This window comes from Nonomuraea sp. NPDC048901 (assembly GCF_040649695.1).
Taxonomy (GTDB): domain Bacteria; phylum Actinomycetota; class Actinomycetes; order Streptosporangiales; family Streptosporangiaceae; genus Nonomuraea.
Genome location: NZ_JBEZFW010000013.1, coordinates 183003 through 209265, shown reverse-complemented (window position 1 = coordinate 209265; position 26263 = coordinate 183003). Strand labels below are relative to the sequence as shown.

Genomic DNA, 26263 nt, shown 5'->3' with positions numbered 1-26263 from the left:
CCGCCGAGGTCTCTGTAAGGGGTCATGCGCGGACCACCTCCGGGCCGGCGGCGGACAGGTCGGCGGCCAGGGCGAGGTCGAGCCCCGCGTCGGTGATCACCACGTCGATCTCGCTCAGCTCGGCGAAGCTCGCGAGGTAGGTGTTGGTGAACTTGGTGTGATCGGCCAGCAGCACGCTGCGCTCCGCGGCCGACACCATCGCCCGCTTGATCGCCGCCTCCGCCGGATCGGGCGTGGTCAGGCCCTTGGCGACCGAGCAGCCGTTCGTCGCCATGAACGCCACGTCCACGTGCAATTGGGACAGCGGCCGCAACGCCCAGTCGTCCACGGTGGCCAGCGTCCGGCCGCGCAGCCGGCCGCCGAGCATGATGACGCTGATGTTGGCGCGGGCGGCCAGCGCGGTGGCCAGCGGCGGTGAGTTGACCACGACCGTGAGCTCCCGGTCGGCGGGCAGGATCTGCACCAGGCGGCCGGTGGTGCTGCCGGCGTCGATGATGACCGAGCCGTCCTCCGGCAGCTCGGCCAGGGCGGCCTTGGCGATGCGTTCCTTCTCCGCGGTCATCACCTCGTCGCGGGTGGCGAGCGCGGGCTCGAACCCCATCCGCTCCACGGGAATCGCGCCGCCGTGCACCCTGCGCAGCACGCCCGCCCGCTCCAGCGCGGTCAGGTCGCGGCGGATCGTCTCGGTGGTCACGTCGAGCTCGCCGGCCAGCGACACCACGTCGACACGGCCCGCGGCGCGGGCCCTGCGAAGGATCTCCTGCTGCCGCTCCTCGGCGTACATGATGTTGATTCACCGCCGTTTCAATGTGGTTTCATCTGTGTTTATACCCGACTCTGTTGGAAGGTCAAGACTCTGGTAGGTATGTCGGATGCGAACCAAGCCTTGGGCCGCCGTCGCGGTAGCCTTACCTCTCGCCGTGGCATGCGTCGCCGGGCCGCCGGCGGCCGCGTCCACCGATGGCGTCAAGCCTCCGACGGTGCCGGCCGGTACGACGGCGTCGTGGCTGGTGTTCGACAGGAAGGCGGGCAAGTTCGTCGCCACCCGCAACGCGCACCGCAAGTTCCGCTCGGCCTCGGTCGTCAAGATCCTGATCGCGATCGACTACCTGGAGAAGCGCAAGAGCGTCCCCGCGGCCGACGCCCGGCTGCTCAAGGTCATGCTGCGCTCCAGCGACGACGGCGCGGCCACCACGTTCTGGAACCGCGGCGGCAAGGGCGCGATCGTCCAGCGGATGGCGCGCAAGCTCGGCCTGTCCGACACCGCACCGCCGCCCGCGTCCAAGCCGGGGTTCTGGGGTTACACGTCGCTGAGCGCGTACGACATCGTGCGGACGTACCGCTACCTGCTCGACACGGCGGCGCCCGGGGTGCGGGAGACGATCCTGGGGCACCTGCGCAACTCCACGCCGTGCGGCACCGACGGCTTCGACCAGTACTTCGGCATCCCGCGCGCGGTGCCCAAGCCGTGGGCGGTCAAGCAGGGCTGGTCGGGGTTCGGCGAGGTCGCGCCCACCAAGTGCGGCACCGGCGCCTCGGTGAACCCGGTCCCGCTGCGGGCGCCGGGGGCCGACCTGTCGATCAGCGGGGTCGCGTCACGGGCCACCGGGTCCGGCGTGCCCGACTACGGCCGTCCGGTGCTGCACACCACCGGCCTGCTGGGCAAGGACGACCGGTTCATCATGGCACTGCTCACGGCGCACCCCGTGGGCGGCACCTGGAGCTCCTCGGTCAAGCGCATCACCGGGCTGACCCAGAGCCTGTACCGGAGCGTGTCCTAAAGACCGGAGTGCGTCCTAAAGAAAGGTGAACATCCGGACGCCCGGCTCCAGCGGCCTGGGCGGGCCGGTGTAGCGGTGCACGCCGACGCCGTAGTGGCCGTCGCTGTCCAGGTGGATCCGCTCGAACTCGTCCTGCTCGAACCAGTCGCAGATCGTCGTCAGCAGGTCGGGTTCGTGGCGGCCCCTGGTCCAGATCACGGTCGCGCCGGGCGCGCAGAGGCGGGGGAGCGTGGCGACCGTACGCCGGATGTCGGCGTCACTGATGTTGCCGAAGATCCCGCAGACGAGAACCAGGTCGGCGGGCACGGCGCTCGCGTAGGCGTCGGTCAGCGCGGCGTCGCCGCACACCACCTCGACGCCGTCCGGCGCGTCACGCTCGGCGATCCGGGCGTTGTGCTCGTCGAGCTCCACCAGTCGGGCGCGTACGCGGTCCCGGCGGGGGTGGCCGGCGAGCACGGGCAGCAGGTCGCGGCCCTGTCCGGCGCACAGGCTCACCACCCGTTCGGCGCCGGCGTCAAGGGCGAGCCGGACGCGTTCTCGTACCACGGCCAGCCGCCGGCTCAGGGAGGAGCCGGGCGTGTCGTAGTGGTCGTGCCAGGTAATCCAGTCGCGCTCACTCATGATCACGATCATGCTTGGGTGATGGGTGATGAATCAACGGCTTTGCGGCGGGTCCTCAGCAAAGCGGGCGGTCCCGAGATCCTCGACGTGCTGGCCGAGCGGCTGTCCGGCGCCGACCTCACCACACTGCTGCTCGAAGTCATGCGGGTGCGGGCGAAAGGCCTGACCCCGGCCGATGTGCTGCGCCGCTACACGACCGACCGGTTCGTGGGGCCGGCCACGGTGCCGTTCGAGCGCGTCCGCCGGGCCGAGGACGCGGTGCTGTCGGTCGTACCGGACGCTTTCGAACTGCTCACGCTGGCGCCGGTCGCGCCGCTCGGGGCGCACTCGGCGCCGGCCACCGTGGACCAGAACAAGGTGATCACCACGATCAGGAACACCGAGGTCGCGGCCGACCCGACGAACGCCCTCGCACTGGAGGCGTCCGTCCGGCGGCGCCGCTCCACCGGTCCGGTACGGCTGGCCGCGTTCCAGCGCGTGGTGCGGGCGCAGCACTTCGCGGGCGCGGGGATGTCCGCGCACTTCGGCCTCTTCGCGCTGGTGTCGGGCGACCGGGACACGGGGAACCTGGCGTTCGAACGCCGTCATCTGGCCGAGCACCTGGGCGTGCTGACGGACGCCGTCCGGGCGTGCGGCATCCCCGAGCCGGAGGTCCGCCTCACCGTCCTCCACCCTCGCTTCGCGCGGGTGGCGGACGGAATCGGCGCGACGGACGACCTGGACCGGCAGTCCGGGCGGGGCTACTACACAGGGCTGTGTTTCAAGATCTACGCGGACGGCGTGGAGCTGGGTGACGGGGGCTTCGTCGACTGGACGGCCCGCCTGCTCGGCAACCGCAAGGAGCGCCTGCTGATCAGCGCGTTGGGTGTTGACCGGCTGAGCTGATGTAGGCGGCGTAGACCTTTTTCGGGACCGCCAGCCGCCACGCCTCGACGACCAGCTCCCGCATCTCGTCGGCGTCGATGGCGGCCAGTCGCGCGACAACCCAGTTGAACCGCATGTCGGACTCGCCGGGCAGCAGGAACTTGTCCGGCTCGGCCGCCACCAGGGCGGCCCGCTCCTCCTTGGGGAAGCCGAAGCCCATGAGGGTCTCGTCGCGGGAGAAGGCGACGTAGACGATCGAGCCGACGCGGAACTTGATCCGGTCTCTGATGAGATGCTCCGACGAGCGCGGGAGCGTGATCGCCAGCCGCCGCACGTCCTCCACCGTGATCACATCGCCACCGTAGTCCATTTCCGCTTTAGTCCACTTTTCGCGGGCAGCCCACTTTTCGCGGGCAGCCCACTTTCCGCGGGCAGTCCCCTTTCCGTGGTTACCTCACGGCGCGGGACTCCTCGTACGCCGCCAGCACCTGCTTGCGGCGCTTGGCCGGGAGGCGGTCGATGTAGAGATAGCCGTCGAGGTGGTCCGTCTCGTGTTGCAGGCAGCGCGACAGCATGCCGGTGCCCTCGACCGTGACCGGCGCGCCCTCGGCGTCGAAGCCGCGCACGGTGGCGTGGTCGGGGCGGGGGAGCGGGGCGTACTGGCCCAGGACCGACAGGCAGCCCTCCTCGCCCGCGTCGAGGTGCCGCTCGCCGAGTCCGGGCAGTTCGAGCGATGGGTTGACCACGACGCCCTTGTGCCGGTCGCCGTTCTCGTCGGGGCAGTCGTAGACGAACACCCGCAACGCCACGCCGATCTGGTTGGCGGCCAGGCCCACGCCCTCCGCCGCGTACATGCTCGCGAACATGTCCTCCACCAGCGCCGCCAGCGCTCCGTCGAACCGGGTGACCGGCTCGCAGGGCGTATGCAGCACCGGGTCTCCCACCTGAACGATCGGCCGGACCTCTCCCACGACCAGTGCCCTTTCCACATGCGGATGTGTCGCCACAAAGTGTACGAGCGACCAGGAGATGATCAGCACTCAATGTTGCTCATATAATGAGACATATATTCTTGAATTGTGAGATAGAGGCTATGGTCGTCCTACCGAGGCGAGACGAAGGAGTTTCGATGGACGCCGTCTACACCCATGGCCACCACGAGTCCGTGCTGCGCTCCCACCGCTGGCGCACCGCCGAGAACTCGGCCGCGTACCTGCTGCCCCACCTCAAGCCCCAGATGAAGCTGCTGGACGTGGGCGCCGGGCCCGGCACCATCACGGCCGACCTGGCCGGCCGGGTGGCGCACGTGACGGCGTCCGAGGTGAGCGCGGAGACGCTGGAGCTGACCAGGGCCGGAGTGGGAGCCGTGGGCAACGTCGAGTTCGCCGTCGCCGACGTGCACGCGCTCGACTATCCCGACGCCACGTTCTGCGTCGTCCACGCCCACCAGGTGCTGCAGCACGTCGGCGACCCCGTACGGGCGCTGCGGGAGATGCGGCGGGTGACGAAGCCGGGCGGCCTGGTGGCGGCGCGTGACAGCGACTATGCCGCGTTCGCCTGGTACCCGCTGCTGCCGGAGCTCGACGAGTGGCTGGCGCTCTATCAGCGCATCGCGCGGAGCAACGGCGGCGAGCCGGACGCCGGGCGACGCCTGCTGTCGTGGGCCAGGTCCGCGGGCTTCGACGACGTCACCGCCACCTCGTCCACCTGGTGCTTCGCCACGCCGGAGGACCGAGCCTGGTGGGGCGGGATGTGGGCCGACCGGATCAAGCAGTCCGCGATGGCCGAACAGGCGCTCGCCACGGGCGCCGCCACGGAGGAGGACCTACGGCGGTTCTCCGAGGGCTGGCTGAAGTGGGCCGCGGCCGACGACGGCTGGATCTCGATCACCCACGGCGAAATCCTCTGCCGCATCGCACGCTAGCCCGTTCTCTCCCGACGGGCCGCGTGCCTCTTCCCTCCCGAAGGGGGTGTCCGTCCTTAGGGACGTCAGCCACGACGGACCCGTCACAGGGAGAACCAAACCCGAGGGGGACCTCGGTGGCCCCGGCGCTAAAGGCTGGAGGTGCGGGCCCACTGCGGGTCGCGGTAGAGGACCACGTCGGCGCCGTCCAGCAGCTCGTCAGGAGCCGACAGCATGGTGATCTCGCCCGCCGCCTGCAGCCGTAGCAGCAGGTCGCGGACCCGTGGCCCCACCGGCATGCGGCCGGGCGGGAGTCCGAGGCCCGATCGGACCGCGTCCGCGACCTCCGACAGGTGGAACGGCCCGCCGAACTCCGCCACCACACCCCGCACCAGGCTCATGGTGATCATCTGTTCGGCCTCGGCGTGGGCCAGCTCCCAGACGATCTGCTCCCTGCGGCGGCCCGTGGCCGCGCAGGCCGTGCAGGGGCGCATCAGGCCACGCGAGAGGCCGGGCAGGATGGCGGGCACCAGGCCGGGCAGCACCGGCTGCTCCGCCGAGCCGAGGCAGACGGTGCACTGGTTTGTCTCGGAGGCGTGCAGCTCGGCGGACATGAGGTCGGGCAGGTCAGCCTCGCAACCGCAGGAGTACGCGCCGAGAACGCCGGTCCGCGGGCTGATCGTGTGGTTCGTCATCTCGGGAAACCCTACCCTCGGACGTCCATCAGGCCGTGCCGGCGCAGCGCCTTGCGGGCCGCCGCCACCACCCGCTCGTCCGGATGGTGGTCGATGAACACCTGCAGCACCCGTTCGGTCCAGGGATGGTCGCCGAGGGCCAGGAGGGCGATCGTGCCCGCCTGCTCGTCCTTCTCCATGCCCTGGGAGACCGACTTGATGACCTCGGCCGCCTCCCCGCCGAACTCCAGCAGCGCCGCCGCCATGTCCACGAACGCCCACGCGATCTCCTCGGGCGTCGGCGGCCGTTCCTCGCGGCCCAGCCGGGCGGCCACGACGGCGCCCAGCCTCGGCGCGCCGAGCAGCCCGTCGAGCGCCTGCGTGCCCGCGTCGCCCAGCCCCGTGGCGAGCAGTTCCACGCCGACGGCCCGGCTCAGTGGGCTGACCTCGCTGAGGGCGGCCGCGATCTCGGCCGCCGCCTCGCCCTGATCCCGGCCGGCCAGCCAGCCGGCGAGCTCCTCGTCGCGCTCCGGCTCCGGGTAGGAGCGCAGGCCGTACAGCAGCGCGCCGGCGTCCCGGCCGGCCAGCGAGCCCATGACCGGGATGTCCTGCCCGGTCGCCTCGCCGATCACCAGCCCGGCCGCCCAGATGCCGAGCGGGGTCAGGGTGCGCGGCGGCGCCTGGCGTACCAGGCCCAGGTCCGTCAGGACGGAGGGCACCTCGTCGGTCAGTGGGCCGCGGCCCAGATAGAGGCGTACCACCTCCATGAACAGCGTCTCGTCGGTGCTCAGCGTGCGGCGGCAGACGTCCGCCCACACCTGGAGCACCTTGTCGTCGGAGCCGTCACGCAGCGCCTCGGCCGCGTCCGGCGCGAACGCCGGATGAGCGGAAGCGTCGGCGTCGCCGGTCGCCAGAGGAGTCTCGCGTACGGCCGCCACCAGCTCGTCGTCGGCCGGCAGCCGGACGGGAGGCTGGAGCGGAAGCGTGTCGTCGTCGTAGGAGCCCACGTCCTTATCCTGTCGGAACTCGCCTTACATTTGCGATAAAGTCCCCGCTGACCGCGAAAAGTCCGGAAGAAGGGAGGCGTCGAGATGGTCCGTGGTATCCGGACGCTCTCCGCGTCCGCTGGTGTAACTTTCCGGAGGAATCGTGCTTTCTGCCACAACGCTTTTCCGCTCTACGGTCGAGGCTGACCTCGACCGACTGCTCGACTGCGCCGTCGATGAGCCCATCAGCTGGGCCGACCCCGACCGGCTGCTTCCCTTCCTCGAAACCGGCCATTACCGCCACGACCGCATCTGGGTCGCGGAACAGGACGGCCGCATCCTCGCCCGCGCCGTCTGGTGGGGCTTGCCCGACGATGACCGCCCGCTCGCGCTCGACTGCCTCTGGGTCCACCCGTCGGTGCCCGACCGCGTGGAACTGGCCGCCGAGCTGCTGCGACACGCCCATAAGGGGTACGGCGACGCGCCCGCCTATCACGTGTTCGTCGCGAACGGCTGGCGGGACGACCCGAAGGTCACGGCCGCCATCGACTGGCGGTGGCGGGCCGGGGCCCTGGCCGGGCTGACCGACGAGCTCGAACGGCTCAGGTACGAATGGACGCGGGGCACGCCGGTGCCGGAGGCGTCGGACCGGCTGGTGTTCCGGGCGGAGGACGACGACGAGGTGTTCGTCGAGGCGTTCAGCCGCGTGGCCGTCGGGACGCTCGACCACCACACCCGGCAGGCCCTGGCCACTACCGACCCCGAGGCGCAGGCCCGCGAGGACGTCGAGGACTACCGGAGCATGCCGGGCGACAGGGGCTGGTGGCGCCTGGCGTACACGCCGGACGGCGACCTCGTCGGCGTGGCGCTGCCGTCGGCCAACGCGGGCGGGCCCGTGGTCGGCTACCTCGGCGTGGTGCCCGAGCACCGCGGCCACGGCTACGCCGACGACCTGCTCGGCGAGATCACCCGGCTGCACGCCGAGCGGGGCGCCGAGCGGATCGTCGCCGACACCGACGCCGTGAACGTCCCGATGGCCAGGGCCTTCGAGCGGTCCGGCTACCACAACTTCGCCGTCAGACTCATCCTGTCGGCGGGAGCCGCCTGACCACATGAACACGTGATCCGGTGGCGCCGCCGGTCCGGTGAACACGGGAGCCGGCGCCGTCTGATCACGTGAACACGTGATGGTGCGCGGGCCGTGGCGACCGGCAGAGTGGAGCCATGACGTGGAACATCGAAAAGCTCGATCTTGACACCTATCTGGCTCACGTCGGTTACGACGGCCCGCGCGACCCCACCGGCGAGACGTTACGCGCCGTCCACCGCGCGCACGTCCTGGCCATCCCGTTCGAGAACCTGGACGCGGTGCTCGGCAGGGGCATCTCCCTCGACCTCGGGAGCTTGCAGGACAAGATGGTGACGGGCGGGCGCGGCGGCTACTGCCATGAGCACAACCTGCTGTTCGCCGCCGTGCTCGAACGCCTGGGCTTCCCCCTGACCAGGCACCTGGCCAGGATCCGGCTGGGCCGCCGCCACCTGCCGCGCTCACACGCCACGCTGACCGTCGAGGCGTCGGGCGCTCGCTGGCTGGCCGACGTGGGTTTCGGCGGCGACGGGCTGGTGGAGCCGCTGCCCTTCGCCGACGGCGCCACGGCCGAGGTGGGTCCGTGGCGGTGGCGTCTCGGCAGGGACGACGACTTCTGGGTGCTGCATCATGGTGACGTCGAGCTGTACGCCTTCCGTGAGGACGAGCCGCACTACCCGAGCGACTTCGAGGTGGCCAACTATTACGTCGCCACGAATCCGCACTCGCCGTTCGTCCACCATGTCCTCGCCCAGCGCACCACGGCGGACGCCCGGATCCGGGTCGAGGACCTGCCCCCCGCGAGTACGGCGCGGGAGCTGGCGGCCGCACTGCGCGACCGGCTGGGCATCGACATCGTGGAGTCGGACGCGGCGCAACTGCTGCCTCGGCTGGCGAGCCGACCCGCGGCCGATTCGTGAACGAGGGATCGTGCCCCCTTCATGCGCCGGGGTCGTGACCGTTTCCTGAGCCACAGGGTCGTGTCATGAGCCAGGGTCGTGGCCGAGGGCGGCCAGCACCTTGCGGGTGAGTTCGACGCGGCTGTTCACGCCCAGCTTGGCGAAGGCGTGCCTGAGGTGGCTGTCGACCGTGTGCGGTGACACGAACAGGGCCGTGGCCACCTCCCGGTTCGTCAGCCCCTCAGCGACCAGCCGGGCCACACGTACCTCCGACGGAGTCAGCGCGCGGCCTTGAGCGACGGGACTCCGGGATTGCGGTCGGCGAGCTCCCGCACGCGGGCCGTGACGCGCGGGATCGCCCGCAACCGCGCCGCGGCCTGCGGCTCCTGGAGAATGAGGTACGGCAGCGTCCCCGCCATCTCATCGACCCAACCGCTTCCTTGCGCCGGGCCGGTGGCCTGACGGAACAGGCCGATGCGCCACCGCAGCTCGTCCCGCACGAGTCCCGGTTGGTCGCCGGCGAGACGACGTCCGTGCTCCAGGTGGGTACGGCCGTTCGCCACGTCGTCCCGCGACAGCGCCAGGTACCCGAGTATCCCCAGCAGGGCCGGGACCAGCGCCGGCGCCGACAGCTGTTCGGCCACCCGCAGCCCGGCCTCCGCCTCGGCCGCCGCGTCGGCCAGCTGCCCCCAGGCCAGCAGGAGCTCGGCCCGCAGCCGGTGGCGCAACGGCATCGACCACGCGGTGCCCAGCGCCCCGGACCGCCGCTCCACGACGGCGTAGGCGTCGTCCGCCTCCTCGAACCGATCCAGCGCCACCAGCGCCGCCCCCAGCCAGAGCCGGGGATGCCTGTGCGCCACCTCCCCGCCGGCCGCGTCGGCCAGCCGTACCGACTCCTCGGCGTACGCCAGCGCGGCGGCGAGCTCGCCCCGGAACAGGGCCACGGTCGAGCGCGCCTGCAACCCCACCACCTGCCCGAACGGCTCCCCACCGGCCACCGCCTCGGCCGCCGCCAGGTCGGCGGCGTCGATCCGCCCGGACATCATGAGCGCGTGAGCCTGTACGGCCAGCAGCCGCGCCCGCGCCGCGACCGGCACTCCCGGCCGGGCCAGCACCCGCGCCGTCCGCGAGATCACCGCCCGGTCCTCTCCCGCGTGTTTGAGCGCCTCGGCCAGCCCCAGTACGACGTCCGCCTCCTGGGCCGCGCCCAGCTGACCGGCACCGTCGGCCAGTTGCCGGGCCTCGCCCAGCCGTCCTGCGGAGGCCAGCAACCGCACCGCCCCGGCGACCAGCCCGGATACCGGCCCACCTGGCGAGGTCGGCTGATCGCCCGTGACGGCGGCGTCCGGGACGCCTGCCAGGTCGAGGGCGCGCAGCATGAGGTCGGCGGCGGCCGACGGGGCGGTGGACTTCATCTCCTCGGCGGCGGCCCGCAGCTCGCGGATCGCGGTCGTGTCTCCGTGCCGGGCGCCGTGCAGGAGGTGCTCGGCCAGCTCGGCCGGTGGCCGCCCTTCCTCCCTGAGCACGGTCGCCGCCTCCCGGTGCAGCGCGGTTCTGACCGGCGTCGAGAGCCCGCCGTACACCGCCTCCCTGATCAGATCGTGCCTGAACCCGAGCCGCTCACCCTCACCCGTCAGCGCTCCCGCGCCGACGGCCTCCTCCACGGTGGCCAGCAGCCCGACCGGTGGCACGCCGAGCAGCCCGGCCGCCTCATGCACCGAGAACGGGCGCCGGAGCACCGCCCCCACCTCCAGCAGCCTGCGGGCCTGCGGCGACAGGTCGCGCAACCGCCGCTCCACCGCCGCGACGAACCGCTGCGGAAGACCCGTCGCGACGAACCGCTGCGGAAGCTCCGGCGCGAGGAACCGCAGGGGAAGCCCCATCCCTGCCGCGCCGGGCCCGTCCGGCGCCCCGGTGATCGCGGCGCGCCCGTCCGCCACCGTGACCCGCCCGTCCGCCCGCATGGCCGTGAGCACCTCTTCTAGCAGGAACGGGTTGCCGCCGGCGGCTTCGGCCAGCTCCAGCACCGACGGGCCGGGTTCGGCGCCGAGGAGGCGGGCACTGAGCTCGGCGGACTCGCCGGGAGTGAGCGGCGGCAGCGACAGCCGCCGCGCGCCCTCGGCGATCAGCCGGTCGAGGGCCTCCTGGGCGGGCAGGGGACGGCGGGCCAGCAGCCAGGTCACGGGGGACGAGCTCAGCCCGGGGACGAGCAGTCGCAGCGCCAGGCAGGTCAGCTCATCGGCCCACTGGGCGTCATCCAGCACCACCATGAGCGGCCGATCCCGGGTGAAGCGCTCGATCGCGTCACCGAGCCGCTCAATCTCCCGGAATCCGCCGGGCCGCGACGGCGGCGTGTGGATCTCCCGGAACCCGCCGAGCCGTGACGGCGGTGTGAGTGTGCCGGGCAGGACGGTGAGGGCGGTGAGCAGGGTGGACAGCGGCGCGACGCGATCCAGTTCGGTGGCGTGCCCGGCGCCGATCGCCAGCCCGCGCGAGCGTCCCAGCGCCATCGCCGCCGCCAGCAGGTGGCTCTTGCCGATCCCCGCCACCCCGTCGACGATCACACAGCCGCCCGACGGCAGGATCTCCTCGATGTGCCGGAGCGCGTCGCCTCTGGTTTCCCCCGTCACGACGTCGTCCTCACGCGGTACCGAGGAACGTCCGGACCAGTCCTCACGCGGTGGCGAGGCGCGCCCGGACCACGAGGTCGTGCATGGCGTCCCGGACCGTGGCGGCCTCCGGCAGCGGTGAGGAGTCCCTGGCCGCCTCCAGCTCGGCGGTCAGGCGCGTCACGTCGTCGCCCGCCGTGCTCACCCCCGGCGCGCGGCCGTGCTCGGTCTCCCGCTTGGCGGCCACCAGGTCGGGCAGATACGCCGGGACGTACGCGAACAGGTGGGTCAGGTCGGCGTCCAGCTCACCGGTGCGCATCAGGTGGATGCCGGTGGCCAGCACACGGAAGGTGTAGAGCAGCGGCTTGAGCTCCCCGTTCTTCTCGAACAGCCGCCACTGCGTACGCGCGAACCCCAGATAGTGGTGGGCGTGATGCCGCGTCAGGCAGCCGGGCGCCAGGTCCGTCAGCTCCTGGTGCAGCGGAGAGGAGGACACGACCAAGGGGGAGAGGAGCTGTTCCAGGACGTAGCCGTTGCGGTTCAGCAGCAGCCCGCAGAACTTGGCCAGGTCGTGCGTGACCAGGTCCACCTCGACGCCGTCGCGCGTCCAGGTCCGGTCGAGGGTCGCTGGTCCGGTACGCAGGCCGACGACCTCCCGCAGCGGCAGCAGGTGTACGCCCCGCAGGTCCACGTCCGAGTCGGCCGAGGGGAAACCGTAGAGGTGCGCGCCGCTGATTGTGGCGAACACCAGCGGGTACGGCTGCTCTTCGGGGATCTCCGGCAGCCAGGCAGGCAGGTTCACACGCGCTCCCGGGACAGGTGGGCCCTCCGTACGGCCACGAGATACGTCTCGACGGACGCCCGGTCCGGCGCCGCGGGCAGGACGCCGACCGCGTCGGCCAGGTCGCCGGTCAGCTCGGCCCGCCAGGCGGCGATCTCCGCCCACGCCACCTCGCCCCGCTTGATCGCCAGCAGCCGGTCGCGGTAGTCGCCCACCTGGATCAGGGGCTCGCCGTGGCGTACCAGGTGGCGGCCGCTCAGCAGCAGCCTGATCAGGTGCATCGCCTGCTTCCACTTCGGCGCGGCCGGGTCGAGGCGGCGGAACTGGGCGTCGGCGTACCGGGTGAACGACTCGTGCGCCCGCCGCGACAGGAACGCCCCGCGCAGGTCGCGCAGCCGCCCGCCCTCCGGCGTGAGCACCTCCGTGAGGGGAGACCACAGGCACTCCAGGACCGTGGGGTTCGCGTCGAGGGCGAGCCCGCAGAAGCGCTCGACCTCCCACGAGAACTGCTCGGGCAGCGGCCCGTCGCGGTGCGTCACCGGCTTGTCCAGCCGCCAGAACGCCTCCGTCGGCACCACGAACACGCCGCGCCGGTCGGTGTCGGACTCGGCGGTGTCCAGACCGTAGGCCCGCGACCCCACCACGACCGAGAGGATCAGGTCTTCGCTCACGTGGCCACTTTCACAGGGTCGGGGGACAGGCCGGCCAGCAGGTCGGCCGCTCCAAGCCGGTGTACGTCACCGAGGCCGTCCGGGTGCAGCGCGTACGCCGCGCAGCCGCTGGGCAGGGGCAGGTCGCCCTGGACGAGCATGGCGAGCTCGACCCCGTCGAACGACGCGGGCCGCCCGACGGCCGGGGCGTCGGCGCGGGCCATCAGCCGGTCGGCGAACGCGGCCACGTCCTCGCCCGGCCGCCGCTCGTAGCGGACCAGCTCGCCCTGGCGGTTTCGGACGAGGACCTCGGCGGCGCGCGCGGCGGCGTGCCAGCAGCCCACCTCCCACAGCGTCACCCGGTGCGTGAACGCCTGCTCCAGCGCCGCGCCCAGCAGGCTCAGCTCGTCGGCGCTCCCGTCCACGCTGTGCCCGTAACCGGCGGCGCCCAGGTTGAAGTCCGCCCACCGCATCGTCCGCGTCCACAGGTCGGCCACCAGCGGCACCAGGATCTTGGCCTGCCCCGTCAGATCGAAGCGCTGCCGGACGGCCAGCGGGTCGAACAGCCCCTTCGGCTGCTCCATGAACCCGGCGAACCCGCGTACCAGATCCTCGAACGGCACGTCGTTGTAGCTGAAGACGACCGGCACGAGGTAGCGGCCGCGCAGGGCCCGTACGTTCACGTCGATGAACTCCGAGGCGCCCAGCGGCTCGGGCGCCGACGTCAGGTCGCCCGAGTGGGTGACGGCGATGCCCAGCCGCAGGTTCGTGTAGTCGCACAGCCCGACGAAGGCCCAGCGCTCGTCGAAGACGGCCACGGACAGGTCGAGGTCCACCCGGGTGTCCTTCGGCTCGGCCCAGTGGAGGAAGAACCGGAGCCGCTCGCCGCCGGGGATGGGCTGGACGCTGCCGCGCGGCAGCTGTACCAGCGCCTTGACCGCCGTCCGCTCGGACGTCGGCGCGATCAGGTCGGCCAGGCCCTCGTCCAGCAGCACCCGCCGCAGCGGGGGGAGCGCGGCGGCGCGGCGCAGCAGCTCGGCGGCCAGCGTCCGCTCGGCCTCCAGCACGACCTCGTCCGGCAGCGGCGGCCGGTCGTCGGGCCGGGTGTGGAAGCGCGCGGTGCCACCGCGCGGCAGGAACAGCCGCAGCCCGCCGGGCGGCGTCCGCAACTGCCCCAGGGCGGCGAGGAGCACCCCGGGCGCGACCCGCGTCGCCACACCCGCCAGCCCAGTAGACGTCGCCACGCCCGCCGGTCCGGTAGGCGTCGCCACGCCCGCCGGTCCGGCGGCGGGGGTGTCCGCCTCTGCCCGGCCGAGGGTCTCCAGCAGGCCGGGGGAGAGGCGGAGCAACTGCGACAGCCGCCGCATCAGCTCGCCGGGCCGGTGGACCAGCAGGTCGGCCGCGTCGGAGTGGCGGCCGTCGGCCAGGGCCGTCTCCACACGGCTCGCGAACGACGTGGCCACCAGCCGCCCGTCGCGCACCCGCAGCACCCCCGGCCGCCGCGCGGCCAGCTCCAGCAAGGTCCGCCCGAAGGCCGTCTCCGAGTCGAGCCGGGTGCCGCGCAGGGCGGCGAAGGCCAGTGCGGCGTTCGGGTAGCGGGCGTGGTGCTCGTGGGGGTGCAGCACCTCGGCCATGCGCTTCCACTGCTCGCCGTACCGGAACAGGTCCTCGATCGCGTACGGCATCGCGTCCAGGCACGACAGCAGGGTCCGGCGGACGGCGCGCGGCAGCGACACGCGGCGCCGCGGGCGGATCCGCAGCCCTGGATCGGCGTCCATCAGCACGTACAGCAGCCGCAGCACGTCCGTGGCCGTCTCCAGATGGTTGCGCAGCAGCTCGTCGGGGGCGCCGCGGCGCAGCGCGACGGCGAGCACGACGGCGCGCGTCTCCTTGACCGGGACGCTCTCCGGCAGCCAGTCGCCCGACTCGGGCCAGAACGCCTCCAGCAGCGCCTCCAGGTCGGCCCGGTCGTGCGGCGGCATGGGGGTGCGGCGGGTCATCAGGTCCACGGCCACCTCACGGCAGGCCGCCGCGGGGTCGTCCGCGAGACGCAGCAGGCCGGTGGCGGTGACGGCGGCGCGGTCGACGCTCGCGCGTTCCTCCGACGGGAGCAGGAACGGGTCGTCCGGGTCGACGCGCCGGTGGCAGATGGGGCAGGCGCTGAAGTCGGCCCCGTCCCAGCACGAACGGCACACCAGGTGCGCGCAGGGCGCCACGGCGTGGACGGTGCCGACGTTCCCGCACAGGACGCACGGCCGCTCCGGCTGCTGCAGCAGCAGCGAGAACACCCGCCGCACGTAGAAGTCGCCGGTGTCCCTGGGCACGCTGTCCGGAAATTTCCGGAACAGGGGTACGTGCGAGACCGCCGCGCCCAGCTCACCCCGCAGGCCGTGCAGCAGCCGCCGCCCGACGCGCGTCAGCTCGTTCGACGACAGCGCCGCCAGCGCCCGATACAGCTCCGCCGACACCAGGAAGCCCAGCTGCAGCAGCTCGAACTCCAGCGCCGCCACCCCGGACCGCACATCGGCCCGCGTCATGCTCAGGGACTTGGGCAGCTTGCCGACGGCTTCGGGCATGCGCGGATCGGCGGCCAGCAGCGCGGGCGCGACCACCCGCGTACGGCGCAGCAGGATCTCGGCGGGACCGTTCATGGAGGCACCTCCGATGCCCTAGAGACCGCGGAGCGACCCTTCGCATTGAGAGAGGCCGCGTGGGAGCACCGCGCGACCTCTGGAGAGGTGGAGAGCGGGCGCGCTGGAATCATTTGAAAGATGAAGAAGGAAGCACGCCCAAAGAGCCACCCCGGTGATCCACGGTACCGGCACAAATAGCCAAATGTCCGCCGAATTTCCAGTCCGGCAAGGCCCGACATGCGCGAGAGCCGCTCCGATGGATAGGGTCTCCGAATTCGACCAGGACAGAGTCCAGGAGAGAAGGGCCGACCGGTGACCATGCGGAGCTGGCTGCTACACGGGCTGCAGCCGACGTCCGGGATGCACGACGAACATCCCGGCAAGCGTCACTCCTGGTGGCAGGTCATGTGCCTCACAGGTGTCGACTACTTCTCCACCCTCGGCTACCAGCCGGGCATCGCCGCGCTGGCCGCGGGCGCGCTGTCGCCGATCGCCACACTGATGCTGGTGGCGCTGACGCTGTTCGGCGCGCTGCCCACCTACCGCGTGGTGGCGGCCGAGAGCCCCAACGGCATGGGCTCCATCGCCATGCTCGAACGCCTGCTGCCGAGCTGGTGGGGCAAGCTGCTGGTGCTGGTGCTGCTCGGGTTCGTGGCGACGGCGTTCATCTTCACGATCACGCTGTCGGCCTCCGACGCGACCGCCCACATCCTGCAGAACCCGTTCTTCCCCGACGCGCTCGCCGGTCAGCAGGTGCCCATCACGCTGCTGCTCATCGCCGCGCTCGGCGCGATCTTCCTGCGCGGGTTCAGCGAGGCCATCGGGCTGGCCATCGCGCTCGTGGCCGTCTATCTGGCCCTGAACCTGGTCGTCGTCGGCACCGCCATAGCCCAGGTGCTGTCCCGCCCGGAGCTGGTGGGCGACTGGCAGGACGCGCTCACCGCGGGGCACTCCAGCCCGCTCGCGATGATCGCGTTGTCCGCCTTCGCGCTGCCCAAGCTCGCCCTCGGCCTGTCCGGGTTCGAGACGGGCGTCGCCGTGATGCCGCAGATCGAGGGCGACCTGGAGCAGCGCGTCAAGGGCGCCAAGCGGCTGCTCACCACGGCCGCGTTGATCATGAGCGTGTTCCTGGTGTTCAGCGGGTTCGCCACGGCCGTGCTCATCCCGCACAAGGAGTTCGAGGAGGGCGGCCGTGCGGCCGGGCGCGCCCTGGCGTATCTGGCGCACGAGTACCTGGGCGACTGGTTCGGCACCCTCTACGACATCAGCACCATCGCCATCCTCTGGTTCGCGGGCGCCTCGGCGCTGACGGGCCTGCTCAACATCGTGCCGCGCTACCTGCCCCGCTACGGCATGGCGCCCGACTGGGCGCGGGCCGTACGACCGCTGGTGCTGGTGTTCACCGCGATCTCGTTCGTCATCACGATCCTGTTCGGCGCGAACGTCGAGTCGCAGGGCGGCGCCTACGCCACCGGCGTGCTCGCGCTGATCCTGTCGGCCGCGGTCGCCGTCACCATCTCGGTCGCGCGCGCCGGGCGGCGGGGCGCGGCGGCGGCGTTCGGCCTCATCTCGCTGATCCTCACCTACACCTTCGCCGCCAACGTGATCGAACGCCCCGACGGCCTGTCGATCGCGGTGTTCTTCGTCGTGGCGATCATCGTCACCTCGATCATCTCCCGCGCCACGCGCTCCACCGAGCTGCGGGTGACGGGGGTGGCGCTCGACGAGGAGGCCAAGCGGCTCATCGACGAGCTACCGCCGGGCGAGCTGCGCATCATCGCCAACGAGCCCGACGCCCGCGACGAGGCCGAGTACGCCGAGAAGGACCGCGAGACGCGCCAGTACCATCACCTGCCCGACGACGAGCCGATGCTGTTCCTGGAGGTCACGCTCGGCGACACGTCGGAGTTCGAGTCCGACGTGCTGGTGCGCGGCGAGGTGCGGCACGGCTACGGGGTGCTGACCGCGACGAGCGCGGCGGTGCCCAACACGATCGCCGCGATCCTGCTGCATCTGCGCGACACGTCCGCCCGCCGTCCCCACGTGTACTTCCACTGGGCGGAGGGCAATCCGGTGCTGGCGCTGCTGAGATACCTGCTGTTCGGCGGGGGTGACGTGCCGCCGCTCACGCGTGAGGTCCTGCGCCAGGCCGAGGAGGAGCCCGGCCGCCGCCCTCAGGTGCACGTCGGCTGATCTGTTACGGCACAGCCGCACCCACCGCCACCCGCCGCGCTGGGCGGGTGGCCTCCAGGAATACGGCCGCTGAACCCGCACGGGGCCGGGCGCCGTTACGCGCGTCTTCTTGGCCGTGGCTTCCGTTTGCGCTTGCCATCGGGGGTGAGGCGCTGATCTGATCGGATTATGAGTGCTTATGATGCGGTCTACCAGCGGAGCATCGTGGAGCCTGAGGCGTTCTGGGGAGAGGCCGCCCGGGACATCGAGTGGGATGTGGCCCCCACGATCGTCTTCGACAAGGGGCGCTGGTTCGTCGACGGGCGCCTGAACACCTGCCACAACGCCGTCGACCGGCACGTCGCCGGCGGACGGGGCGAGCAGGCCGCGTTGATCTACGACAGCCCCGTGACCGGGGTGGTGCGGAGCTTCAGCTACGCCGAGCTGCTCGACGCGGTGTCCCGGACCGCCGGGATGCTGCGTGACCTCGGCGTCGTCGCCGGGGACACCGTGGTGATCTACATGCCGATGGTGCCCGAGGCGGTGATCGGGATGCTGGCCTGCGCCCGGCTCGGCGCCGTGCACTCCGTGGTGTTCGGCGGCTTCGCCGCCAATGAGCTGGCCGTACGCATCGACCACGCCAAGCCCAAGGTCGTGCTCTCCGCCTCCTGCGGGATCGAGCCGACTCGGATCGTGCCGTACAAGCCGCTGCTCGACGCCGCCCTGGAGCAGGCCGGGCATCGGCCGGCGCGGTGCGTGATCCTCCAGCGGCCCGAGTCGCCCGCCGACCTCGCCGAAGGGCGGGACCTGGACTGGGCCGAGACCGTACGCGACGCCGCGCCCGCCGGCTGTGTGAGCGTGGCGGCCACCGATCCGCTCTACATCCTCTACACCTCCGGCACCACCGGCGTGCCCAAGGGCGTCGTCCGCGACAATGGCGGGCACGCCGTGGCGCTGCACTGGAGCATGGCCAACGTCTATGGCGCCGCGCCGGGCGAGGTCTACTGGGCGGCCTCCGACGTGGGGTGGGTCGTCGGCCATTCCTACATCGTCTACGCGCCGCTGCTGGCCGGGTGCACGACCGTGCTGTACGAGGGCAAGCCGGTCGGGACACCTGATCCGGGCGCGTTCTGGCGGGTCGTGGCCACGCACGGGGTACGGACGCTGTTCACCGCGCCGACCGCGCTCCGAGCCATCAAAAAAGACGATCCCTCCGGAAATTTCGCGCAAAAGTGGGATTTGTCGGGTCTGCGGTATCTGTTCATGGCCGGGGAGCGGCTCGACCCCGACACCTACCACTGGGCGTCCGACCTCCTCGGGATCCCGGTCATCGACCACTGGTGGCAGACCGAGACCGGCTGGCCGATCGCGGCCAACTGCGTCGGCGTCGAGCCGCTGCCGATCAAGCCGGGCTCGCCGACCAAGGCCGTGCCCGGCTGGGACGTACGCGTCCTGGACCCAGAAGGGAAGGAGTGCCCGCCCGGGGTGGAAGGCGCGGTCGCGATCAGGCTGCCCCTGCCACCCGGCGCGCTGCCGACGCTCTACCGGGACGACGCCCGCTTCGCGGAGTCGTACCTGTCCCGCTACCCCGGCCACTACCTGACCGGCGACGGCGGCTTCCTCGACGACGACGGCTACCTGTACGTCATGGGACGCATCGACGACGTCATCAACATCGCCGGCCACCGGCTGTCCACGGGCGCGATGGAGGAGGTCATCGCGGCCCACCCCGACGTGGCCGAGTGCGCGGTGATCGGCGTGGACGACGCGCTGAAGGGTCAGCTCCCGCTCGGCTTCGTGGTGCTCAAGGCGGGCGCCGACCGTGATCCGGACGAGGTCGAGCGCGAACTGGTGGCCCTGGTCCGCGAGCGCATCGGCCCGGTCGCCGCCTTCCGCCGCGCCGTCGTGGTGGCCCGCCTGCCCAAGACCCGGTCCGGGAAGATCCTGCGCGCCACCATGCGCGACATCGCGGCCGGCCGCGACTACCGCGCCCCCTCGACGATCGAGGACCCGGCGGCCCTGTCGGAGATCGCCGACGCTCTTTGACCCATTCCGCCTAAACGCTCATTCCGCCTAAACGCTCCCTCAGGGCCATGGAACGCGCCATCATGGGAATTCCTCTGCTCTTCAGCGGAATCTGGCTTGGAAACCGGGCGGTTACGTCCGAGAGGAAATGACAGCGTGGGAGGGCCTGCTGGCCCGGGCGGTGTCGTGACGGCTGGTTCATGTGAGTGGATCAGTCTGGCCGTGCGCCGATATCTGGGCATGAAGACCAAATGGGCATGGAGGCTGCAGACGACGGTGCGTCCCCTGCGAATATCGGGATTGGGTTCCCATCGCGGTGATCTGGACCGGACGATAATGTGTTCGATTGTGAGGCTGGTGGTGCGGGTGAAGCTGCTGCCGACGCCTGAGCAGGCGACGGCGCTGGAGGCGACCCTGCGCGCGGTCAACGCGGCCGCCTGCCAGGTCTCCCGCCAAGCCCACGCCCTGCGCACCTTCCGCAACTACGACCTGCGCAAGCACACCTACACGCAGATCAAGGACGGGTACGGGCTGGCCGCCCAGGCCGCGCAGCCCGTCATCAAGAAGGTCGCCGACGCCTACGCCACCCTGCATGCCAACATCCGGGCCGGCAACCTGGGCAAGGTGGGCTCTGCCCGCCGGGTACGGGCCGAAGCCACGCCGATCGCCTTCCGCGCTGAGGCCGCCCAGCCGTTCGACGACCGCTGTCTGTCCTGGCAGATCGACGCGCGGACGGTGTCGATCTGGTCGGTGGCCGGCAGGCTGAAGAACCTTCAGTTCGCCGCGTCGGCCGAACAGCTCAAGACCCTGTCGGCATACCGCAAGGGCGAGTCCGATCTGCTCTACCGGGACGGCATGTGGTTTCTGATCGCGACCTGCGACGTGCCCGATGCCCGCCTCAAGGACCCGGAGGCTTTCCTGGGGGTGGATCTGGGCATCGTCAACATCGCCACCACCAGCGGCGGGGTCCGGCACAGCGGCAAAGCTCTGAACGCGGTCCGGCACCGCCGGCGCGAGTTGCGCCGCCGGTTGCAGGCCAAGCGCACCAAGTCCGCCAAGCGGTTGCTCAAGCAGCGCCGCCGCAAAGAAGCGCGGTTCGCCGCCAACACCAATCATGTCATCGCCAAGCAGATCGTGACCGAGGCAGAACGCACCGGCCGAGGGATCGCTCTGGAAGACCTCCAGGGCATCCGGGACCGGGTACGGCTACGCAAGCCCCAGCGGGTCACGCTGCATTCCTGGAGCTTCCACCAGCTGGGAGCGTTCATCGGCTACAAGGCGGCCCGGGCCGGCGTCGCCGTGATCCACGTCGATCCGGCTTTCACCTCCCAGCAGTGCTCCTCGTGCGGGCATGTGGACCGCAACAACCGGCTCGATCAAGCCTGTTTCTCGTGTACGTCGTGCGGCTTCGCTGAGCACGCAGACGTCAACGCAGCCCGCAACATCGCCGCACGCGGCGTTACGGGCTGGGCAGTGAGTCACGCTGCCTGACGCGGACCAGACCGTCGAAGCCATCGACGGCGAGGAGCTGCAAGCTCGGTCGCTTACGGCCGAGAGGCTGACAGACCGTGATGACGGAGACCGTGATGACGGAGACCTTGAGCTACGCCGACGCTCTGAAGATCCTCGGCTGCAAGGACAGCAGGCTCGTCAAGGTGATCGACTTCGCCGCGACGGCCGCGCTGACCGGATGGGCGCTCGCCGGCGGCGCCGACCTGGCGCTGGGCCTGCGCGACCTGCAGGAGGACGCCGTCCGTTACGGCAACGACGTGGTGCGGCGGGTGCCCGAGTGGCGCGGCGGCGCCGGCCGGTTCGCCCGAACCCAGCGGCTGGCCGCCGTGCACGCCGTGGTGATCGTCTCGGCGTACTTCGAGGCGCTCGGCCGGGCCAGCCTGCCGTTCGGGCTGGACCGGCTCGACCGGGACCGCGCGGCCGGCGGTACCCGCGCGGCGGCGTTCGCCGAGCTGGTGGAGAAGCTGCTCACGCGGCCGCTGCCCATGCCGGAGCCGTACCGCCCCTACGCGGAGACCCGTGAGGCCGTCGAACGCCACTACGGGCGGATGTCGGAGGCCGTGGCCGGATATGTGCGCGAGATGGCGGCCTGGGAGGAACTCTCGGCCGACGAGCGCGCCCGCGTCCCTCTCATGCTCGTGGAGGGACCGTCGGCGCACGCCCTGCGGATCTATGACGAGGACTACCGCTCGCTCACGCTCGACAGCCCCGAGTTCCGGATGTGGAGCCTGGTCACCGAGAGGCAGGCGTTCGCCCCCGGGCTGTCGCGCGTGGCGCGGCTGCTGGCGGAGCTGGCGCCGCCGCGCGTGGGCGACCGGCCGATGATCCACCTGGTCAGGATGGCCGCCGCCGCGCTCGACCAGTCGCTCATGGCCGTCGGCAGGGCGCCGGACGACGTCACGCTGCCGCTGCTCGGTGAGGGGTACATCAGCCCCCGGTGCAAGGTCGCGGAGATGACGCGCGAGTCCGAGCCGGCGGCGAAGAGCTGGTGGAAGGGCCGGTTGGAGCTGCCCGACGCGGAGGCGTTCCTGGTGGGACACCTCACCTCGCCACACGCCACCCAGGCGCCCCTGGTCGTGCTGGGCGAGCCGGGCTCGGGCAAGACCAAGCTGACCGAGGTGCTCGCCGCCCGGCTGGCCGCCTCGGAGTTCCTGCCGATCAAGGTGGAGTTGCGCGATGTCGCCGCCGAGTCGTCCGTGATCTCGCAGATCGAGCAGAGCGTTTCCCCCTTACTCCGCGAGAAGGTGAAATATCGGGACTTGGTGGAGGCGGCGGAGGGGATGCTGCCCGTCGTCATGCTCGACGGGTTCGACGAGCTGCTGCAGGCCGCCGGCACCAATCGCTACGACTACCTGGAGCAGGTCCAGGAGTTCCAGGACGAGCAGTCCAGGCATGGCCGTCCCGTCGCGGTGATCGTGACCAGCCGGACCGTCGTGGCCGACCGGGTCCGCTTCCCCGAGGGCGTGCTCACGATCGAGCTCCAGCCGTTCGAGAAGGAGCAGGTCCGCCAGTGGCTGGAGATCTGGGCGGAGACCAACCGCGCGGTCCTGTCCAGGCGCGGCAGGACGCCACTGCCGGCCGACGTCGCGCTGGCCCAGGGCGAGCTGGCCAGGCATCCGCTGCTCCTGCTGCTCCTGGCCATCCACGACGCCACCGAGAACGCGTTGCAACGCGACGAGGCGGTCCTCGGCCGCGGCCGCCTCTACGAGTCGCTGATCAGGGACTTCGCCTACCGTGAGCTCCTCAAGGACCCCGAGGTGCGGGAGCTGCCGGCCGCCCGGCGCGGCGGGCTGGTGGACCGGGAGCTGGTGCGGCTCGGGGCCGTGGCGCTGTCGATGTTCGTCCGCGGCCGGGCGGTCGTCTCGGAGAGCGCCCTCGACCGGGACCTGCCCGCCTTGTGCGGGGCGCCGGGGGAGGAGCGGGACGACGAGGGCGGCTGGGCGCGGCGGGCGACCGAGCGGTTCTTCTTCGTGCACGTGAACGACCCAGGCTTGGCGCACGCGAACTCCACAGGCCCAGCGCATGGGAACGAGACAGGCGGCACTCAGGGTTATGAGTTCCTGCACGCCACGTTCTGTGAGTTCCTGGTGGCCTGGCTGGCCGTGTACGCGCTGCGCGACCTGATCAGGCGGCACGGCCACGACGAGGAGCTGGCGGGCCAGCTGGTCGACGACGACCTGCTCTACGCGATCACGTCGTTCTCCTGCCTGGCCGAGCGGGGGCCGACGGTCGGCTTCGCCATGGAGCTCATGGGCGCGCTGCCGGCCGAGGTCCGGGCCAGGAGCGTGACGCTGCTCAGCGCGCTGCTGCGCGAGTCGCTCCACGAGCGCCCGCGCCGCTCCTTCCTCGCCTTCCGCCCGGTACGCCATCCCGTGCCGCGCCGCCTGGCTGCCTATTCGGCCAACCTCACCCTCCTGGTGGTGGCCGCGTCGGACAAACCGGTCAGCGTCGCGGAGCTGCTCGGCGACTCGGGGGACTTCGCCCGGTGGACCTCGTACGCGCATCTCTGGAAGAGCCAGCTGGGCGGGGAGGGCTGGACCGGCCTCATCGGCGCCATGCCCGCCCGCCGCGTCATGGACGGCGGCAAGCGTGACATCCGGCTCGGCGGGAGCGGCGAGTCGTGGGAGTTCGAGGGCGCGGGCTGGTGGTTCGGCCGCCCGCGGCCCGCGGCGCGTACCAGGGCGCTGGGCCGCTACAAGTCCTACGCCCTGCTGGAACGTCCCTACCTGCTCAACGTCGACGCCGACCTGCTGACCGACTCGCTGCGCGCCGACGACGAGACGCACCCGAGCCTGATCGTCGTGCAGCGGGGGTCCGGTCAGGTGGTCAGCTGCACCCGCCTGGTCGAGGAGGTGCTGATGAACCGGCCGTCGAGCGTCGAGGCCCGCGTCGCGCTCTACGCCGACGCGATCGCGGCGGTCACCGCGTTCCACACGCTCGAGAACCGGCGGCTGCTCGACCTGGTGCTGCGGGCGCTCGCCCTGGAGGGATCGGCCATGCCCTTCCAGGACCGGGCCGGCCTGCTCAGCGGGCTGGCCGGCGACGGCGTCGACCCGGCGCTGTGGCGGCCGCTGCTGGAGTCGATGTTCTTCGAGCGGTCCGACAGCTGGGAGCTCCTCCTCCGGGCGGGCGTTCCGGAAGCGGTCATGCGCGAGGTGCGCTCGCCCTAACCGCCCTAACCGCCCTAACCGGCCGACCGGTCCAGGGGCAGCTCGACCGTGATCGTCAGGCCGCCCTCCTCGCGCGGCCGGGCGACGACCGTGCCGCCGTGGGCCTCGGTGATGACGCGCACGATCGACAGACCGAGGCCGCTGCCCCGGTCGGAGCGCAGCCGGTCGCCGTGCAGCCGCCGGAACGGCTCGAAGATCGTCTCGATCTCGTACGACGGCACGTGCAGGCCGGTGTTGGCCACGACCAGCTCCACCTGCTCGGTACGCCGCCGGGTCGTCACCCACACCTCGCCCTTGGGCTGGTTGTGCCGGATCGCGTTCTCCACCAGGTTCTGGACCAGCCGCTCCACCAGCACCGCCTCGCCGGTCGTCGGCGCGGCGTCCAGCAGCCGGTGGATCGTCACCTCCCGCTCGGCCGCCTCCTCCGCCGCCTGGTCCAGCACGTGCTCGGCCACGTCCGTCAGGTCGAACGGGCGCTTGTCCAGCACCGCCTGCTCGCCCTCGGTCAGCGCCAGCAGCCCGTCGATGAGCCGCTCGTGCCGGGCGTTGACCAGCAGCAGCGACTCGCCGAGCCGCTTGACGTCGTCGGTGGCGTCGGGCCGCCGCACCGCCACGTCGACCAGCGTCCGGTTGATCGTCAACGGGGTGCGCAGCTCGTGTGAGGCGTTGGCGACGAAGCGCCGCTGACCGTCGAAGGAGCGGGCGAGGCGGCCGAGCATGGTGTCGAAGATGAGGGTCAGCTCCTTGAGCTCGTCGCTCGGCCCCTCGTAGTCGATCCGGCCGGTCAGGTCGTGGCTCTGAGCGACTCGGCGCGCGGTCTCGGTGACCGACTTGACCGGGTTCAGCACCCATCCGGCCGCGCGCCAGCCCAGACCGAACGCGCCGCCCGTGACGGCCAGCACCGCCAGCGCGCCGATGTTGCGCACGCTGGTCAACGTGTCACGCTGGTAGGCCGCCTGGACCTGGAGGACCCGGTCTCGTGCCACCTCGTAGTGGATCTCGTATCTGTCGTAGCAACAGCCGCTGCGCACGGTGATGGAGTTGGGGGTGATGAGATCGGCGCGGTAGGAGAGGTTCGACCGTACGAGGAAGTAGACGGCCGTCAGCAGCAGGCCGCCGCCGATGAGGAACACCCCCGCACAGGCCAGGGCGAAACGCAGACGGACGCTCATGGAATGCGATACCCCGATCCCGGCACGGTCTCGATGACCTGCGGCTCGCCAAGCTTCTTGCGTAATTTCATCATCGTGGTCCGCACCGTGTTCGTGAACGGATCGATGTGCTCGTCCCACACCTTCTCCAGCAGTTCCTCGGCCGAGACCACCGCGCCCTGCGCCCGCAGCAGCTCGGCCAGCACCCCGAATTCCTTGCGCGCCAGCGGCACATAACGCCCCTCGCGGAACACCTGCCGGTGCGCCCAGTCCAGCCGCACCCCGGCGCGTTCCAGCATGGGCGGGTCGGCCCGCCTGGCCCGGCGGCCGAGCGCGTGCACCCGCGCCACCAACTCCTCGAACGCGAACGGCTTGGGCAGGTAGTCGTCGGCCCCCAGCGACAGCCCCGCCACCCTCGCCCGTACATCCCCGGCGGCGGTCAGCATCAGGACTCTGACCGGCCACCCCCGCTCGACCACCGCCCGGCACACCTCGTCGCCGTGCACCAGCGGCAGGTCCCGGTCCAGGATCAGCACGTCGTAGTCGTGCACGCCGAGCCGCTCCAGCGCCCCGTCACCGTCGTAGGCCACATCGACGGCCAACGCCTCCCCCCGCAGCCCCTCGGCGATCGAATCGGCGAGCATGCGCTCGTCCTCCGCGACCAGAACACGCAATGTCGCCCCCATGAAGATCGAAAGTCCCGACAGTCTGCTCCAGCCTGCATAACGCGGACATAACCACTTTT

22 protein-coding genes are annotated in these 26263 nt (G+C 71.5%); 9 read left to right on the top strand and 13 right to left on the bottom strand.

Annotated elements, in window-relative coordinates; all coding sequences use genetic code 11:
- Positions 1-22: 22 nt before the first annotated feature.
- Positions 23-784, bottom strand: coding sequence for a DeoR/GlpR family DNA-binding transcription regulator (locus AB0C30_RS38185; RefSeq protein ID WP_357953205.1), 762 nt, complete (start codon positions 782-784; stop codon positions 23-25).
- 88 nt (positions 785-872) lie between these two features.
- On the opposite strand from AB0C30_RS38185, the gene AB0C30_RS38180 reads away from it, so the two are divergent.
- Positions 873-1781: a hypothetical protein gene (locus AB0C30_RS38180; RefSeq protein WP_357953203.1), complete on the top strand. Its 909-nt coding sequence runs from the start codon at positions 873-875 to the stop codon at positions 1779-1781.
- A gap of 15 nt (positions 1782-1796) precedes the next feature.
- Here AB0C30_RS38180 and AB0C30_RS38175 read toward each other — a convergent pair whose 3' ends face one another.
- On the bottom strand, positions 1797-2402 hold the full coding sequence (locus AB0C30_RS38175; protein ID WP_357953201.1) for an SAM-dependent methyltransferase: 606 nt from the start codon (positions 2400-2402) through the stop codon (positions 1797-1799).
- Positions 2403-2423: 21 nt separating this feature from the next.
- Between AB0C30_RS38175 and AB0C30_RS38170 the strand changes: the two genes are divergently transcribed.
- Positions 2424-3287 carry a hypothetical protein gene (locus AB0C30_RS38170; protein ID WP_357953199.1) on the top strand — a complete coding sequence of 288 codons (864 nt, stop codon included), beginning with the start codon at positions 2424-2426 and terminating at the stop codon, positions 3285-3287.
- Here AB0C30_RS38170 and AB0C30_RS38165 read toward each other — a convergent pair.
- Complete coding sequence (locus tag AB0C30_RS38165; RefSeq protein ID WP_357953198.1) at positions 3256-3618, bottom strand: MmcQ/YjbR family DNA-binding protein; 363 nt, start codon at positions 3616-3618, stop codon at positions 3256-3258. The genes AB0C30_RS38170 and AB0C30_RS38165 overlap by 32 nt on opposite strands.
- Positions 3619-3715: 97 nt before the next feature.
- Positions 3716-4255 (bottom strand): peptide deformylase, encoded by a 540-nt coding sequence (gene def / locus AB0C30_RS38160; RefSeq protein WP_357953196.1) that lies wholly within the window; start codon positions 4253-4255, stop codon positions 3716-3718.
- A gap of 140 nt (positions 4256-4395) precedes the next feature.
- On the opposite strand from def, the gene AB0C30_RS38155 reads away from it, so the two are divergent.
- Positions 4396-5190, top strand: coding sequence for a methyltransferase domain-containing protein (locus tag AB0C30_RS38155; RefSeq protein WP_357953194.1), 795 nt, complete (start codon positions 4396-4398; stop codon positions 5188-5190).
- Between the two features lie 128 nt (positions 5191-5318).
- Here AB0C30_RS38155 and AB0C30_RS38150 read toward each other — a convergent pair whose 3' ends face one another.
- The gene (locus tag AB0C30_RS38150) at positions 5319-5864 is read right to left on the bottom strand and encodes a hypothetical protein (protein ID WP_357953192.1); all 546 of its coding nucleotides are present in this window, start codon (positions 5862-5864) and stop codon (positions 5319-5321) included.
- Between the two features lie 11 nt (positions 5865-5875).
- On the bottom strand, positions 5876-6850 hold the full coding sequence (locus tag AB0C30_RS38145; RefSeq protein ID WP_357953190.1) for a hypothetical protein: 975 nt from the start codon (positions 6848-6850) through the stop codon (positions 5876-5878).
- 142 nt (positions 6851-6992) lie between these two features.
- Between AB0C30_RS38145 and AB0C30_RS38140 the strand changes: the two genes are divergently transcribed.
- Positions 6993-7937, top strand: coding sequence for a GNAT family N-acetyltransferase (locus AB0C30_RS38140; RefSeq protein WP_357953189.1), 945 nt, complete (start codon positions 6993-6995; stop codon positions 7935-7937).
- A gap of 116 nt (positions 7938-8053) precedes the next feature.
- A complete protein-coding gene (locus tag AB0C30_RS38135) occupies positions 8054-8836 on the top strand; it encodes an arylamine N-acetyltransferase (RefSeq protein WP_357953187.1) in 783 nt (260 codons plus the stop codon).
- A 63-nt stretch (positions 8837-8899) separates the two neighbouring features.
- Here the strand turns inward: AB0C30_RS38135 and AB0C30_RS38130 are convergent, their stop codons facing one another.
- The 5 genes from AB0C30_RS38130 to AB0C30_RS38110 are packed head-to-tail and all read right to left on the bottom strand — an operon-like array spanning position 8900 to position 15506.
- Positions 8900-9076, bottom strand: a complete 177-nt coding sequence (locus AB0C30_RS38130; protein ID WP_357953185.1) for a helix-turn-helix transcriptional regulator — start codon at positions 9074-9076, stop codon at positions 8900-8902.
- 17 nt (positions 9077-9093) lie between these two features.
- Positions 9094-11445, bottom strand: a complete 2352-nt coding sequence (locus AB0C30_RS38125) for an AAA family ATPase (protein WP_357953183.1) — start codon at positions 11443-11445, stop codon at positions 9094-9096.
- 43 nt (positions 11446-11488) lie between these two features.
- The gene (locus AB0C30_RS38120) at positions 11489-12226 is read right to left on the bottom strand and encodes a nucleotidyltransferase domain-containing protein (protein WP_357953181.1); all 738 of its coding nucleotides are present in this window, start codon (positions 12224-12226) and stop codon (positions 11489-11491) included.
- Entirely contained in the window at positions 12223-12876 is a 654-nt protein-coding gene (locus tag AB0C30_RS38115; protein ID WP_357953179.1) for a nucleotidyltransferase domain-containing protein, read from the bottom strand. Before AB0C30_RS38115 ends, AB0C30_RS38120 begins: the two co-directional genes overlap by 4 nt.
- Complete coding sequence (locus AB0C30_RS38110; protein ID WP_357953177.1) at positions 12873-15506, bottom strand: MXAN_6230/SCO0854 family RING domain-containing protein; 2634 nt, start codon at positions 15504-15506, stop codon at positions 12873-12875. The genes AB0C30_RS38115 and AB0C30_RS38110 overlap by 4 nt, the downstream gene beginning before the upstream one ends.
- 300 nt (positions 15507-15806) lie before the next feature.
- Between AB0C30_RS38110 and AB0C30_RS38105 the strand changes: the two genes are divergently transcribed.
- The 4 genes from AB0C30_RS38105 (at position 15807) to AB0C30_RS38090 (ending at position 24367) form a co-directional block, all read left to right on the top strand.
- Positions 15807-17681 (top strand): amino acid transporter, encoded by a 1875-nt coding sequence (locus AB0C30_RS38105; RefSeq protein ID WP_357953419.1) that lies wholly within the window; start codon positions 15807-15809, stop codon positions 17679-17681.
- A 168-nt stretch (positions 17682-17849) separates the two neighbouring features.
- The gene (locus tag AB0C30_RS38100; protein WP_357953175.1) at positions 17850-19706 is read left to right on the top strand and encodes a propionyl-CoA synthetase; all 1857 of its coding nucleotides are present in this window, start codon (positions 17850-17852) and stop codon (positions 19704-19706) included.
- A 327-nt stretch (positions 19707-20033) separates the two neighbouring features.
- Positions 20034-21176 (top strand): transposase, encoded by a 1143-nt coding sequence (locus AB0C30_RS38095; RefSeq protein WP_357953173.1) that lies wholly within the window; start codon positions 20034-20036, stop codon positions 21174-21176.
- Positions 21177-21271: 95 nt separating this feature from the next.
- Complete coding sequence (locus tag AB0C30_RS38090; RefSeq protein ID WP_357953171.1) at positions 21272-24367, top strand: AAA family ATPase; 3096 nt, start codon at positions 21272-21274, stop codon at positions 24365-24367.
- Between the two features lie 14 nt (positions 24368-24381).
- On the opposite strand, the gene AB0C30_RS38085 is transcribed toward AB0C30_RS38090, so the two are convergent.
- Both AB0C30_RS38085 and AB0C30_RS38080 read right to left on the bottom strand, forming a co-directional pair.
- On the bottom strand, positions 24382-25539 hold the full coding sequence (locus AB0C30_RS38085) for a HAMP domain-containing sensor histidine kinase (protein ID WP_357953169.1): 1158 nt from the start codon (positions 25537-25539) through the stop codon (positions 24382-24384).
- Entirely contained in the window at positions 25536-26192 is a 657-nt protein-coding gene (locus AB0C30_RS38080; protein ID WP_357953167.1) for a response regulator transcription factor, read from the bottom strand. The genes AB0C30_RS38085 and AB0C30_RS38080 overlap by 4 nt, the downstream gene beginning before the upstream one ends.
- Between the last annotated feature and the right edge of the window lie 71 nt (positions 26193-26263).